This window comes from Brachybacterium alimentarium, from assembly GCF_002332425.1.
Lineage (GTDB): Bacteria > Actinomycetota > Actinomycetes > Actinomycetales > Dermabacteraceae > Brachybacterium > Brachybacterium alimentarium.
On sequence record NZ_NRGS01000029.1, the window covers coordinates 1 to 12,428 of the forward strand.

16 protein-coding genes and 2 tRNA genes are annotated in these 12,428 nt (G+C 69.9%); 9 read left to right on the plus strand and 9 right to left on the minus strand.

All coding sequences use genetic code 11. The features are described 5' to 3' along the window. Positions 1–110: 110 nt before the first annotated feature. Positions 111–581: a redox-sensitive transcriptional activator SoxR gene (gene soxR / locus CIK71_RS15140; protein WP_096166522.1), complete on the minus strand. Its 471-nt coding sequence runs from the start codon at positions 579–581 to the stop codon at positions 111–113. Positions 582–659: 78 nt separating this feature from the next. Between soxR and fdxA the strand changes: the two genes are divergently transcribed. The 3 genes from fdxA (at position 660) to CIK71_RS15155 (ending at position 2,461) form a co-directional block, all read left to right on the plus strand. Continuing rightward, positions 660–989, plus strand: coding sequence for a ferredoxin (gene fdxA, locus CIK71_RS15145; protein ID WP_096166523.1), 330 nt, complete (start codon positions 660–662; stop codon positions 987–989). Positions 990–1,041: 52 nt separating this feature from the next. Continuing rightward, positions 1,042–1,431 carry a MerR family transcriptional regulator gene (locus CIK71_RS15150; RefSeq protein WP_096166524.1) on the plus strand — a complete coding sequence of 130 codons (390 nt, stop codon included), beginning with the start codon at positions 1,042–1,044 and terminating at the stop codon, positions 1,429–1,431. A 79-nt stretch (positions 1,432–1,510) separates the two neighbouring features. Further along, positions 1,511–2,461 carry a TolB family protein gene (locus tag CIK71_RS15155; RefSeq protein WP_096166525.1) on the plus strand — a complete coding sequence of 317 codons (951 nt, stop codon included), beginning with the start codon at positions 1,511–1,513 and terminating at the stop codon, positions 2,459–2,461. On the opposite strand, the gene CIK71_RS15160 is transcribed toward CIK71_RS15155, so the two are convergent. From CIK71_RS15160 to CIK71_RS15190, 7 genes are all read right to left on the minus strand, one after another. After that, entirely contained in the window at positions 2,389–2,925 is a 537-nt protein-coding gene (locus CIK71_RS15160; RefSeq protein ID WP_096166526.1) for an HAD family hydrolase, read from the minus strand. The genes CIK71_RS15155 and CIK71_RS15160 overlap by 73 nt on opposite strands. A gap of 5 nt (positions 2,926–2,930) precedes the next feature. Continuing rightward, the gene (locus tag CIK71_RS15165; protein WP_096166527.1) at positions 2,931–4,421 is read right to left on the minus strand and encodes a PepSY-associated TM helix domain-containing protein; all 1,491 of its coding nucleotides are present in this window, start codon (positions 4,419–4,421) and stop codon (positions 2,931–2,933) included. 9 nt (positions 4,422–4,430) lie between these two features. Then, positions 4,431–5,147 carry a class F sortase gene (locus CIK71_RS15170; RefSeq protein WP_096166528.1) on the minus strand — a complete coding sequence of 239 codons (717 nt, stop codon included), beginning with the start codon at positions 5,145–5,147 and terminating at the stop codon, positions 4,431–4,433. A gap of 1 nt (position 5,148) precedes the next feature. Further along, on the minus strand, positions 5,149–5,928 hold the full coding sequence (locus CIK71_RS15175; protein WP_245857661.1) for a CHRD domain-containing protein: 780 nt from the start codon (positions 5,926–5,928) through the stop codon (positions 5,149–5,151). A gap of 220 nt (positions 5,929–6,148) precedes the next feature. Then, positions 6,149–6,221 (minus strand) — tRNA-Ala (locus CIK71_RS15180). Positions 6,222–6,255: 34 nt separating this feature from the next. Next, positions 6,256–6,405: a DLW-39 family protein gene (locus CIK71_RS17800; protein WP_096166530.1), complete on the minus strand. Its 150-nt coding sequence runs from the start codon at positions 6,403–6,405 to the stop codon at positions 6,256–6,258. A 20-nt stretch (positions 6,406–6,425) separates the two neighbouring features. Further along, positions 6,426–6,499, minus strand: a tRNA-Ile gene (locus CIK71_RS15190). Between the two features lie 207 nt (positions 6,500–6,706). On the opposite strand from CIK71_RS15190, the gene CIK71_RS15195 reads away from it, so the two are divergent. The 4 genes from CIK71_RS15195 to CIK71_RS15210 all read left to right on the plus strand — a co-directional run bounded on the left by CIK71_RS15195 (position 6,707) and on the right by CIK71_RS15210 (position 10,693). Further along, complete coding sequence (locus CIK71_RS15195; protein ID WP_096166531.1) at positions 6,707–7,408, plus strand: fasciclin domain-containing protein; 702 nt, start codon at positions 6,707–6,709, stop codon at positions 7,406–7,408. Positions 7,409–7,494: 86 nt separating this feature from the next. Then, complete coding sequence (locus tag CIK71_RS15200; RefSeq protein WP_096166532.1) at positions 7,495–8,127, plus strand: sigma-70 family RNA polymerase sigma factor; 633 nt, start codon at positions 7,495–7,497, stop codon at positions 8,125–8,127. Continuing rightward, positions 8,124–9,104 carry an anti-sigma factor gene (locus CIK71_RS15205; protein ID WP_096166533.1) on the plus strand — a complete coding sequence of 327 codons (981 nt, stop codon included), beginning with the start codon at positions 8,124–8,126 and terminating at the stop codon, positions 9,102–9,104. Before CIK71_RS15200 ends, CIK71_RS15205 begins: the two co-directional genes overlap by 4 nt. Next, positions 9,104–10,693 (plus strand): molybdopterin-dependent oxidoreductase, encoded by a 1,590-nt coding sequence (locus CIK71_RS15210; protein ID WP_096166534.1) that lies wholly within the window; start codon positions 9,104–9,106, stop codon positions 10,691–10,693. Before CIK71_RS15205 ends, CIK71_RS15210 begins: the two co-directional genes overlap by 1 nt. Positions 10,694–10,702: 9 nt before the next feature. Here the strand turns inward: CIK71_RS15210 and CIK71_RS15215 are convergent, their stop codons facing one another. Further along, entirely contained in the window at positions 10,703–11,491 is a 789-nt protein-coding gene (locus tag CIK71_RS15215; RefSeq protein ID WP_096166535.1) for a hypothetical protein, read from the minus strand. Positions 11,492–11,652: 161 nt separating this feature from the next. Between CIK71_RS15215 and CIK71_RS15220 the strand changes: the two genes are divergently transcribed. Next, positions 11,653–12,132 carry an aminoacyl-tRNA deacylase gene (locus CIK71_RS15220; protein WP_096166536.1) on the plus strand — a complete coding sequence of 160 codons (480 nt, stop codon included), beginning with the start codon at positions 11,653–11,655 and terminating at the stop codon, positions 12,130–12,132. An 88-nt stretch (positions 12,133–12,220) separates the two neighbouring features. Next, entirely contained in the window at positions 12,221–12,397 is a 177-nt protein-coding gene (locus tag CIK71_RS17805; RefSeq protein ID WP_158541892.1) for a hypothetical protein, read from the plus strand. Positions 12,398–12,428 lie beyond the last annotated feature (31 nt).

Consider the following 12,428-nt stretch of genomic DNA (forward strand, 5'->3'; position numbering starts at 1 on the left):
GCCGTAATCGTAATCGAGATCGGGAAGGGTGAATTCAGCCATCATCAATCCTTTCGTCGGTGATGACGTGAGCCTAAAACCTCAAGTGCACTTGAGGACAAGCCGTCCCGTCACGCGCCGTCATCCGGGAAATCCTCCAGGCGGCGGGGGCCGGGACCGGTCGCGGCGAGAGCGTCGTCGGGGTTGAGCAGGGCGCAGGCCTTCAGCGAGAGGCAGCCGCATCCGATGCAGCCCGTCAGCTCGTGCTCGAGGCGCTCGATCCCGCGGCGCCTCTCCTCGAGCTGCTTCTTCCAGCGACGCGAGGCCCTCTGCCAGTCCTCGTGCGACGGGGTCGCCTCCATGGGCACGTCACCGAAGGCATCGTGCACGTCGGACAGGGGCATGCCCAAGCGCTTCGCGACCGAGATCAGCGAGACCCGCCGCAGCATGTGCCGGGCGTATCGCCGCTGGTTGCCACCGGTGCGAAGGGAGGAGATGAGACCGAGATCCTCGTAGTAGCGCAAGGCCGAGGGGGCCACGCCGGTTCGGCTGCTCATCTCCCCGATCGTCAGGAGGTCCTCCGGCTCGTGCTGCGCGTTCACAGTTCTCCTTCCGCCTTGACCTCAAGTGCACTTGAGATCCTACTGTCCTTTCCAGACGACGAGGAGAGGAAGTACTCCGTGACCTATGTGATCGCGCTGCCCTGCGTGGACGTGAAGGATCGCGCCTGCGTGGACGAGTGCCCCGTGGACTGCATCTACGAGGGCGACCGGATGCTCTACATCCAGCCTGACGAGTGCGTGGACTGCGGCGCCTGCGAACCCGTCTGCCCGGTGGAGGCGATCTTCTACGAGGACGACACCCCGGACCAGTGGGCCGAGTACTACAACGCCAACGTCGAGTTCTTCGACGACCTCGGAGCACCGGGGGGCGCCGCGAAGATGGGTGTCATCCATAAGGACCACCCGCTGATCGAGGCACTGCCCATCCAGCCGAATCCCCTGGCCTGACACCCGTGTGAGGTTCCCGCACCTCCCTCTCTCAGCGCTCTACACTGCTGAGATGTCGATATCTGACACCGATGTGAGACCACGGGACATGCTCAGCATCGGGGACCTCTCCGAAAGGACCCGGGTGAGCCCGCGGTCCCTGCGCTACTACGAGGAGCAGGGCCTGCTGCCCGCGCGCCGCACCGCCGCCGGTCATCGACGCTACGAGTCCGAGGCCGTGGACCGGGTGCTCCTGATCCAGCGTCTCTTCGCCGCAGGGCTGTCCAGCGCCGACATCCGCCCCGTCCTGCCCGGCATGATCGACGCACGGCACCGCTCTGCGGGCCTCGTCGTCGCGCTGCGCGCGCAGCGGGCTCGGCTGCAGCAGGAGGTCGAGCGTCAGCTCGACACCATCGACATCCTCGATGAGGTCCTCGAGGAGCACGCCGCCCCCGCGCGATGAGCGATCGGCTCTGCGCGAGTCGGCTCCAGTTCCGGATCCGGCGCGGCAACGCGCACGGCCACGTGCCAGACTTCGCCCCATGAGCGAGAGCATCTCCTGGAGAACACTGCAGCCCGGGCAGCGCGCCCGGATCCGTATCTGGGACCGCGCGAGCGGCGAGGTGCGCACCGTGCACGAGTCCCGTGAGCGCCTGTACGAGGCCCCGAACTGGACCCACGACGGCAGACTGCTGGTCAACGGCGACGGCGAGCTCTGGTTCCTTCCGGCCGACGGCTCCGGCGACCCCGAGCGTCTCGAGGCGGCCGGCCTGCCAGCGGTGAACAACGATCATGTCCTCGCCGCGGACGGCGCCGGCGTCTACGCCTCGACGGCCGATCACCACATCTGGCACGTGCCCTTCGATGGTTCGCCGATCCACCGCGTGACCAGCCAGGACGGCCCTCTCCACTTCCTGCACGGCGTGAGCCCGGACGGCACGCAGCTCGCCTATGTGCGCATCGTCCCCGAGGACGACGGGGCCTGGGCCGGGGCCGCCCTGCATCTGCTCGGCACGGACGGCTCCGACGACCGGGCGCTCACCACCGATCCCGGACCGGCCGACGGCCCTGCATGGTCCCCCGACGGGCAGTGGATCCTCTTCAACACCGAGCAGTTCTCCGCCCTCCCCGGCCACGCCCAGCTCGCGAGGATCCGGCCCGACGGCAGCGGGCTCGAGCAGCTGACCGCCGATGACCGCGTGAACTGGTTCCCGCATGTCGCCCCGACCGGGGACGCCGTGGTCTACGTGAGCTTCGAGCCGGGAACGATCGGCCACCCCGAGAACCGCAGTGTCGAGCTGCGTCTGGTGCCGTGGGGAGCCTGGGACGAGCCGACGACGCTCGTCGCGCTGCACGGCGGGCAGGGAACCATGAACGTGCCGAGCTGGGCGCCGGACGGCTCGGCCTTCGCCTTCGTCGACTATCCGCTCGAGGAGTCGCCCTCGAGCTGGAGCAGCAGCGGCACCAGCTCGGCGGGCATGCCGATCGTGTGATCGGCGACCTCCTCGGGCCCCGCCGGTTCCTTCGGATACCTGCTGGTCCAGGCGAGGTGGATGCTCGTGATGCCCAGGCGGTTCGCGCCGGCGATGTCGCGGGAGAGGTTGTTGCCTACCATCACGCACCGTGCGGCGTCGGCCGGGTCGAGGTCCAGCGACCCCAGGGCCGCCTTGAACATGCGCGCGCTGGGCTTGTCGTGTCGGACGGCCTCCGAGCAGGTCAGCGTCTCGAACAGGTCGAGGAGACCGTGCTGGGAGAGCAGGTTCTCGAAGGAGGCGTAGCGCCCGTCGGCCACGAGCGCGATGCGGAAGCCCTCGGCGACGAGATCGCGGACCATGCGATCGGCGTCGGGCAGCAGACCTCCCGAGAGCACGATGCCCGAGGGATCATGGACCTCCGTGCCCTCGTCGACGATGGTGTCGCCGCAGTCCAGCAGAACGATCAGGTGCCTCGAGGTCATGCGTGTCAGCCTAGTCGGCGGCGACGGACACGCCCCGCGATCGCATCGACGAGCACGAAGGCCGCCAGGCTCACGCCCATCAAGGGCAGCATGAGCCCGATGCCCACGGCGACGAGCAGCACCAGGGCGGTCCCCCACCAGGGCGCCCGTCCCAGCGCACCGCGGCGCGGCGGCTCCGCCGGGCCGCGCCCGCCCCGGGTGGGTCGTCGCTGCCACCACATCAGATAGCCCCAGATGATCATGACGACCAGCGCGGACGCGATGACGAACAGGATGATCTGATTGACCAGGCCAAACATCGTGCCCATATGCAGGTCGATGCCCCAGCGGGTCAGCTTCGCGGCGAGGTCCGCCTCGGCGAAATCGGTGCGATCCACGACCTCCAGGGTCCCGCCGTCGATGGCCACGGCGTCGACCTTCGTGGGATAGCTGCGCTGGATCTCCTCGATCACCCAGGCCGAGCTCTCGTCCCCCGGAGGGCGGATCTCCACGAGACCCGTGTCGATGTTCGCGGCCCGGCCGGCGTCGAGCACTCGATCGATCTCCCCGAGGTCCGCCGCCGCGGCGCCATCGGTTCCGTCGGCTCCGTGATGCGCGGCCGCACCCTGAGGTGCGCCATGGCCCGCGTGCTCGCCGCCCTCCATACCTTCCATGTCCTCCATCCCGTCCATCCCGCCCATGTCATCCATGTCGTCCATGTCGTCCATGTCGGTGTCAGCGGTGGAGGATTGCGGCAGCTCGGTGCTGACAGCCGCGGTGGTGAAGCCGAAGGCCTCGCGGATCGTGCCGATGTTCCCTCCGCCGTACCGGGACCAGGTGATACCCGTGGCCGAGAGGAAGAGAGCGCCGAGCAGCACCCAGGCGCCGACCGAGGAGTGCAGGGAGAGCGTGCGGCGATAACCGCGTGCGCGGAGGTCCGGCAGGAGCACGTCCCGTGCCCGGCGAGCACGACGGGCACGACGGACCCACAGCCCCAGTCCCGCTGCGGCGACCACTCCGAGCCAGGAGGCGGACAGCTCGCTGTAGAGGCGTCCCACCTCCCCCAGGTGCAGCGTGCGATGCAGCTGGTCGACCCAGGTGCGCAGCGGCAGGGAGCCGCTGGTGCCGTAGACGGTGAGGTCCCCGCGGATCTCGGCAGTCGCAGGATCCAGCATGATCGCGCGGGATTCGCCCTCGGCGAGCGAGTCGTCGGCGTACATGACGCGGGTGGTCTGCCCCGCCTCCGCGGCGGGCCGGATCGCGGTGACCACCGCGGCCTCACCCACGTGCTCCTGCGCCGCCGCGACCTGCTCGGCCAGCGGGAGCGGCGAGCCATCGGACGGGGCCGTGAGCTCGTCGGAGTAGACCACCTGCTCGAGCTGAGGGGTCAGGGCGTAGAGGGCTCCGCTGGCTGCGGAGATCAGGATGAACGGGGCCACCAGGATCGCCGCGTAGAAGTGCAGCCTGAGCAGCAGCGGTCCGAGCCATCGGTCACGCGTGGGTGCCGGAGCGGCCATGGCAGGTCCTCAGTTCTGGACGAGGCGGGCGAAGACGACGGTGTTGTCGAGGTGATGGCCCTCGGTATCGAGGTCGCCGCCGCAGGTGATGATACGAATCTCGGGGCCGTCGGTGCGGCCGTAGACCGCGACGGTCGGGAACTCGTCCTTCGCGTACCGGGCGGTGTCGTAGATCTCGAAGACGGCGGTCGTGCCGTCCTCCCGATCGACCTCGACGGTGTCGCCCGGTGCGAGCCCGCCCAGCTCGAAGAAGACGGAGGGGTCGCCATGCCAGGTCACGTGGCCTTCGATGACGGACGGCCCGTCCTCGCCCGGGGTCGGGGAGCCGTCGAACCATGCGGGCTGATCCGCCCGGTCGCCGCTGGGGGCGAGCAGTTCGCCGTCCTCGCCGAGGCCGATCGGGAAGACCTGCTCCTCGACGTCGATCGCCGGGATGCGCAGCGCGATGGGTTCGGCCGCGGGCAGCGGCGTCGTCTCCGCCTGGTTCTCCTCCTGCGTCGCAGGCTGGTCCTCCGGCTCGGAGGCCTCGGTGCTGGGCACGGAGGCCATCTCGCCCCCGCCGTCGGACGCTGCCGCTCCGGAGCTCAATGCGGGCTCCGGCGGAGCGCCGACCTGTGTGGCCAGGGAGTAGATGATCAGCGCCACGCCGAGCGTGGCGAGCACCGCCAGGGCGAGGACCGCGATGCGGCGGCCCCCGCCCTGGCGAGGTGAACCCTCGGGGGTCATATCACTTCTGGGTCTGGCGACGACGCAGAGCGATGCCGCCGACTGCCGCGGCGGTGAGCAGACCGCCACCGGCGATCAGGGCACCGGAGTTCTCGATGCCGGCGGTGGAACCGTCACCGGTCTCGGCGCCGCCCTCGGGCCACTGCTCCATCTGTGCCACGTCCAGCGTGCCGCAGGCGGCCGGATCGGTGGCCTCGGAGGGCAGGTTCGGATCGAGGTCGGAGACGACGTCGCCGTCGTACTCGCCGCTGCCGTTGTGGTCGACGCCGTGGACGACGATCACGCCCTTGCCGTCGGCGATGTCCGCTGCGACGTCATCGCTGACCTCGAAGGTCCGCTCGTAGGCGTCGTCACCGACGGGGAAGCGGTCCACGGCCAGGCCGCTGTCCGGGCTGGTGTCGCCCTCGGTGGTCAGCGAGGAGACGATCATGCCGTAGTCGTCATGAGCATCGGAGACCTGGATGGCTCCGTTCTCGCCGTTGCCCTCCATGTTCGGGTCGGGGCACTGGTTCTTGCCGCCGACGTGGATGTGCTGGGCGTGAGGGGACCCGGCCAGCAGGCCGGTGTTCTCCATCTTCACGGTGACCTCGTTGCCGTCGAGGGTGACCCAGGCGGTGCCGGAGGCGCCGGAGTCGTTCAGCTCGGTCAGATGGGCTTCGAGGGTCGTCGTGTCGTGCCCGCCGTGGCCCTCTGCCAGGGCGGCGCTGGACCCTCCGAACAGGCCGAGCATCGCAGTGGCCGCCAGCAGGGGCAGCACTCGCTTCGTGGTCGTGCGCATCATGACTCCTTCGTCGTCGATCGCCGGACGGACGTACGGCCGTCTGGGGCGGCGGATCGGAAGGAGTTCGGAGCGATCGCCGCAGCGGATTGGAGCGACTTCTGCGAGCCTCGCCGGTCGGCTCTCGGCGCGAGGCGGCCTCTGGCCTGCGTTCCAGCGCCGGCCGCTCACGCCAAGAGGCCCTCTCCCGGATCCGGGAAAGGGCCTCTGGCCTGGTTATTCGTGGAGACTAGGGGGGTCGAACCCCTGACCTGAAGCTTGCAAAGCTACCGCTCTACCAACTGAGCTAAGTCCCCGTATTGTGTTGTGCCCGGCCTCAGTGGGCCTGGGTCAGGCGGAGGCGTCCTGCTGGGCAGAGACCTTCTCGGCCTCGGACCACAGATCGTTGCGAGCACGATCGGACTCGATCTTCCGCCAGGTGAGGAGGCCGGCAACGGACGTGCCGACCAGGAGTGCAGTGACCTTGATGAACGTCTTCACATGTCCTCCGATCCTCGAAGTGGGCCTAACTGGACTTGAACCAGTGACCTCTGTCTTATCAGGACAGCGCTCTAACCGACTGAGCTATAGGCCCGTGGGGGCTGATGTCACGAAGCATATCCGCGACAGCCACCGACGAGAAACACTACAGCGCAGCGGGCGACCACGTCCAACCGGTCCGGACGGTTGTACGTGAGGTCACAACAACCTCTCCGGCTCCGGACCAATCCGCTCCCCGGCCGGCTCCGAACTCCTTCCGTGACACCGCACCGGTGTCAGCATCACCACGAAGGAGACTGTCATGAAGACTCGGAAGATCCTTCCCACCCTCGGTGCCCTCGCGGCCTCGGCCGTACTGATGAGCGCCTGCTCGGGCGGCATGGATGAGGGCTCGAGCCCGGAGCAGGGCGACGATCAGCCCGCGGCCGAGCAGGACAGCGCCTCCGACGGCGGCGGCATGGGCGAGGACATGGACGACATGGACATGGACCCGGCCGCGAACCTCGTCGGCCCGGGCTGCGCGGACTACGCGGAGATGGTGCCGGACGGCGACGGCTCGGTCGATGGCATGGCCCAGGACCCGCTGAGCGTGGCGGCCTCCAACAATCCGATGCTCACCACACTCACCTCGGCCATCTCCGGCGAGCTGAACCCGGACGTGGACCTGGTCGACACCCTCGACGGTGACGAGTTCACCGTGTTCGCCCCGGTCGACGACGCCTTCGGGGCCATCCCCGAAGACGATCTGAACGCCCTGGCCAGCGATGCCGACAGCCTGTCCACGGTGCTCACATACCACGTGGTGCCCGGCCAGATCGCTCCCGACGAGATCGCCGGCACCCACACCACCGTCCAGGGCGAGGACGTCGAGGTCACCGGCAGCGGGGACGACCTCATGGTCGACGGCGCAGCCGTCGTCTGCGGCGGCGTGAAGACCCAGAACGCCACCGTCTACCTCGTCGATACCGTTCTGATGCCGCCGTCGATGGCGGACGCCAGCTGAACAGCGCACACTGGGACGACGCAGTGAGCGGGCGGGCATCGAGCCGATCGCCCCGCCCGCTCCTACCGTCGTCGAAGGAGTTGTGAATGGCGCACGACCCTCCCGAGGCCACAGCGGAGCCACGGCGAACGCCGGAGGCGCGCAGCGGACGGGGAACGGCGGCGGATGCCGCCGCCGTGTCCTTGGCCGCGCTGCTGCCTCGCGTCGCCGCGGGGGACGAGGAGGCCTTCTCCCGTCTCTACGACGACGTCTCGCCTCTTCTGTTCGGCCTGATCAAGCGTGTCGTCCGAGATGTGTCGATCAGCGAGGAAGTCCTGCAGGAGGTGTTCGTGGAGATCTGGAAGCAGGCCCCGCGATTCGAAGCCCGTCGCGGTTCCGCCCACGGGTGGATCTGCACCATCGCGCATCGCCGTGCCGTCGATACGGTCCGCTCGACCGACGCCGCTCGGCGCCGGGATTCCGAGGAGGGCCTGCGAGCCATCGAGGAGAAGGTCGTGGACGTCCAGGAGGAGGGGATCTTGAGAGTCGAGTCGGAGCGGGTCGCCACGGCACTGCGCGCCCTGGCCCCGCTGCAGGCCGACGCGATCCGTCTCGCGTACTTCGGCGGCTACAGCCACCGGGAGGTGGCGGGCCTTCTCGACATTCCCGTCGGGACGGCCAAGACACGGATTCGGGACGGGATGATCGTCCTGCGAGACAGCCTGGGGGTGACGTCGTGAACGAGCAGGATCGTGATCTGACGGGCGCCTGGGCCCTGAACGCCCTGGACGCCGAGGAGCGGGCCCGGATCGAGGAGCTCTTCGCCCAGGATCCCGAGGCGGCGGGCGAGGCCCGTTCCTTCGAGGAGACCGCAGCCGAGCTGTCCGCCGGCCTCGAGCCGGAGGCCCCGCGTCCCGAGCTGAAGTCGTCGCTGATGGCGCGGATCGCCCGAACCCCTCAGCATTCCGTCGAATCGTCCGAGCCTGCAGTGCCCGCGGAGGTCACGCAGGACGACAGCGCCACCGGACCGACGCATCGTCGGGCCGACGTGCCGCCCCACGTCCCGGAGAACGAGGACGAGAACGTGGACGACGACCGGCACCAGCACGACGACCCGCACGAGGGCAGGGCCGAGAACGAGGACGGGGACGAGACCAGGGACGAGGACAGGGTCGAGGACCAGGCCACGGTGATCCCCCTGGATCGCTACCGGTCGAGCGTCCGGCGTTCGCGCTGGTTGGCGGTCGCCGCCGCGGCGCTGATGGTCACCAGCGTCGCCGGAGTCGGGCTGTGGAGCGCCGAGCGCGCCGCACAGGACGAGGATCGAGCGACCATCGAGGCCCTGCAGTCCCAGCAGGCCGCCTCGGACGAGGAGCGCCAGATGATCTCGGCGCTGTTGACGGCGGAGGACACCTCCCAGCTCACGATCCCGTCCGAGACGGGCGGCACCCTGCATGTCATGTACTCGCGCGACCAGCAGTCCATGATCGTCCAGGGTGCCGACCTTCCGGACCTGCCCAGCGACAGCACATACCAGCTGTGGATCATCGGCGACGGCGGCGACAGCTTCGAGGACGCAGGGCTGATCACCGAGCCCGGCCAGACGGTGATGGCGCACGAGGAGCTGCCTCCGGAATCCCTGATCGGCCTCACGGTCGAACCGGCCGGCGGCTCCGAGCAGCCCACCACCGACCCGATCGCGTCGTCGGAGCTGTGATGAGCACCCCCACCGCCCACCAGGGCCCCGCCGACGGCGGTCACCGCACCGCACGGCCCGGGATCCCCTGGTGGTCGATGCTCGCCGGCGTGATCGGCGGTGTCGTGCTGCTGGCCGTCGCGGAGCTCGCCTCCTTGGCCTTCAGCTCCTCCTCGGCCCCGTTCGTGGCCGTCGGCGGCGGCTTCATCGACATCATCCCGCCGTGGGTGAAGGACGTGGCCATCGGCCTGTTCGGCACCTGGGACAAGATCGTGCTGTTCGCGTCGATGGTCGCGGTGTACGTGGTGCTCACCGCGCTGAACGGGGCTCTCGGGGCTCGCCGTCCCCGTACGGCCGCCGCCGTGCTGGCGGGTCTGGGCGTCTTCGCCACGGTGATCGTGCTGACCCGGGCGCAGAACTCGGTGCCCGACGCGATCCCGACCCTGCTCGGCACCGTGGTCGCGGTCCCAACGCTGCTGCTCCTGCTGCGCGCCGTGCGCTCCCCTGCCGCCGAGCCGGGCACCGACGCGGCCTGGTCGCGCCGACGCTCGCTGGTGGGCGTCGGGGCCGTCGGAGTGCTCGCAGTCATCGTCGCGGCCGGCGCCCGGGGCGTGAATGCGACCCGCGAGGTCGCCCGCCGGGCCGCGGAGTTCACGCTGCCCACGCCGCGCACCCGCGCCGAGCAGATCCCCGACGACGCCCAGGTGGATGTCGAGGGGATGCCCGCGTACGTCACGCCCAACGAGGACTTCTACCGGATCGACACCGCCCTCGCCGTGCCGCGCGTGGACCCCACCACCTGGGAGCTGCGGATCCACGGGCTGGTGGATCGCGAGCTCACCCTTTCTTTCGAGGAGCTGCTCGCGGAGCCGATGATCGAGAAGCACGTGACGCTGACCTGCGTGTCCAACACGGTCGGCGGCGATCTCGCCGGGAATGCGACCTGGCTCGGCGTCCCCGTGCGCACACTGCTGGAGCGCGTCGGCGTGAAGGACGGCGCCGACATGGTGCTCTCCCGCTCCGTGGACGGCTTCACCGCGTCCACGCCGCTCGAGGCCCTGACCGACGACCGCGACTCCCTGATCGCCGTCGGCATGAACGGGGAGCCGCTGCCGCAGGAGCACGGATATCCGGTGCGGATGGTGGTGCCGGGACTGTACGGATACGTCTCGGCCACGAAGTGGCTCACCGAGCTCACCGTGACCCGCTTCGCCGAGGAGACCGCCTATTGGACCGATCGCGGCTGGTCCGAGCGCGGCCCCATCAAGATCGCCTCCCGCGTGGACGTGCCGCGCTCCTTCGGGACGCTCGACCCGGCATCCGACGGGTCCGTGATGCTCGGCGGGACGGCATGGGCCCAGCAGCGCGGGATCGCTGCGGTCGAGGTGCGGATCGACGACGGGGACTGGCACGAGGCCGAGCTGGGCGCGGAGGTCACCGCCGACACCTGGGTCCAGTGGTCGCTGCGCTGGGAGGATGCCGCGCCCGGTGATCACACGGTCTCGGTGCGGGCGACCGATGGGGACGGCGAGCAGCAGACGGAGGAGCGCGCCGACCCGGTCCCCAACGGAGCGAGCGGCTGGCACACGATCGACTTCACGGTGGAGTGAGCGCGCGGGTCAGGATCCGTGCGGCAGACCGTCGTCGGCCACCAGGCCGTGCTCGCGGACCAGGCTGTTCAGCGCCTCGGGCGCTGCGGCCAGTCGGGCGCAGACCTCGGCGGCGTCCCCGATCAGCAGCTCGCACCCGGTGATCCCCACCAGCTCGTCGAACATCTCCTGCTGCCGGTGGCGCAGCGGGATCGGCTGCTCGTGGGCGACGACGCCCCAGCTCGAGGCGTAGACGTCGAACTGCCCGGGCTCGTGCCCGGTGGCCAGGGAGAGCGGGAACCGGGAAGAGTCCAGGCGCACCCGCTCGTAGTTCGGCTCGGTCTCGTCGACCACGGCGAGCTGCGCGTCGTCGAACCAGGTGGCCACGAGCTCCATCCGCTCCCCGTCGGCACGGTACGGGGCGGCAGGGATGTAGCCGCGCGCGGAGGTGTGCGCGCAGTGGCCGACGGCGAGGCCGCGCACCGTGCAGCGCACGAACGGGGTCGCGATCGGCACGTCGGCGCCGGAGCGCGCGTACTTCCGGGCGATCGTCTCCGGGGTCTGGTTGGAGCCGACGGCCACCACCAGGGTGCGCTCGGCGAGCGGCGCCGCTCCCTCCGCGGCGAGGGCCTGCTCGATCGCGGCGATGTCGACGAGGGCACGGTCCTGCTCCTCGGTGGGGGCGGCCGCGGCGTCGGCCGGGTCCAGATCGACGATCCCCTCGGCCAGCAGCAGCGCGGAGCGCACGGCCTGCCCCGTCCAGGGGTAGTCCTCCGGGGCATCGGCCTGGACAGGGGTGGAGATCGTCGAGGAAGACATGACTCGACCATAACGAGCCGGGCCGGCCCGCCCCAGGATCCCGTGGCCACCCCCACGTGCGCCCAGCGCCGTCCTGGCCCTCCTTGCTCTCAGCTCTCAGCTCTCAGCTCTCACGCTGGCCCGTGTCACCCGCTGGAGTCGAGGGGACCTATCGTGGGGTGATGAGCGAACAGCGTGCGATCGATGCCCTGACGGCCTGCGGTCTGGACGCCGAGATCACCCGGCACGGACAGGTCGGGTCCCTCGCCGAAGCCGCCGCCGCTCGCGGGGTCGAGCCCCGCGACATCATCAAGACCCTCGTGGTGCGCCGACGCAAGGGCGACTACCTGTTCGTGCTGGTCCCGGGCGATCGCGAGATCTCCTGGCCGAAGCTCCGCTCGTTCCTCGGGGTGAACCGCCTGTCCATGCCGGACAAGGACGTCGCCCGCGAGGTGACCGGGTACGAGCGCGGCACCATCACGCCGTTCGGCTCCACCACCGCCTGGCCCGTCATCGCGGACATCGACCTCACCGGGGATCCCGCTCGGCGGATCTCCCTGGGTGCCGGTGCGCACGGCGTCGCAGCGACGCTCAACGCCGAGGCGGCCCTCGCTGCCCTGCACGCACAGGTCGCCGACGTCACGGACCTCCAGGCGACCTGACCTCGACCCGCACCAGGAGACTGCCATCCGCTCACGACTCTACTTCCTCGTCCTCGGCGCCTACCTGCTGTGCGTGGGGATCTATCTGATGATCACGACCGACGACTCCGTCCTCCGGGGACTCACGGTCCTCCAGATCATCGCCGCCGTGCTCATGTTCCGGCAGGCGCGGCGCACCCCCGTCACCCGCGACCGCGACGACGACCGCGACGACCGCGACGACCGGGACTCGGCCTCGCACTCCACGTCGAACTCGGCGGAGTAGGTCCTCCGCACGCGGAACGGGCGGGCATCCC

Coding starts and splice junctions, on each gene's coding strand:
- CIK71_RS15150 (WP_096166524.1), top strand. CDS start 1,042: ATGTCGATATCTGACACCGATGTGAGACCACGGGACATGCTCAGCATC.
- CIK71_RS15160 (WP_096166526.1), bottom strand. CDS start 2,925: ATGACCTCGAGGCACCTGATCGTTCTGCTGGACTGCGGCGACACCATC.
- CIK71_RS15220 (WP_096166536.1), top strand. CDS start 11,653: ATGAGCGAACAGCGTGCGATCGATGCCCTGACGGCCTGCGGTCTGGAC.
- CIK71_RS17805 (WP_158541892.1), top strand. CDS start 12,221: ATGATCACGACCGACGACTCCGTCCTCCGGGGACTCACGGTCCTCCAG.
- CIK71_RS15165 (WP_096166527.1), bottom strand. CDS start 4,421: ATGGCCGCTCCGGCACCCACGCGTGACCGATGGCTCGGACCGCTGCTG.
- CIK71_RS15195 (WP_096166531.1), top strand. CDS start 6,707: ATGAAGACTCGGAAGATCCTTCCCACCCTCGGTGCCCTCGCGGCCTCG.
- CIK71_RS15170 (WP_096166528.1), bottom strand. CDS start 5,147: ATGACCCCCGAGGGTTCACCTCGCCAGGGCGGGGGCCGCCGCATCGCG.
- CIK71_RS15155 (WP_096166525.1), top strand. CDS start 1,511: ATGAGCGAGAGCATCTCCTGGAGAACACTGCAGCCCGGGCAGCGCGCC.
- CIK71_RS15175 (WP_245857661.1), bottom strand. CDS start 5,928: ATGATGCGCACGACCACGAAGCGAGTGCTGCCCCTGCTGGCGGCCACT.
- CIK71_RS15215 (WP_096166535.1), bottom strand. CDS start 11,491: ATGTCTTCCTCGACGATCTCCACCCCTGTCCAGGCCGATGCCCCGGAG.
- CIK71_RS15210 (WP_096166534.1), top strand. CDS start 9,104: ATGAGCACCCCCACCGCCCACCAGGGCCCCGCCGACGGCGGTCACCGC.
- CIK71_RS15200 (WP_096166532.1), top strand. CDS start 7,495: ATGGCGCACGACCCTCCCGAGGCCACAGCGGAGCCACGGCGAACGCCG.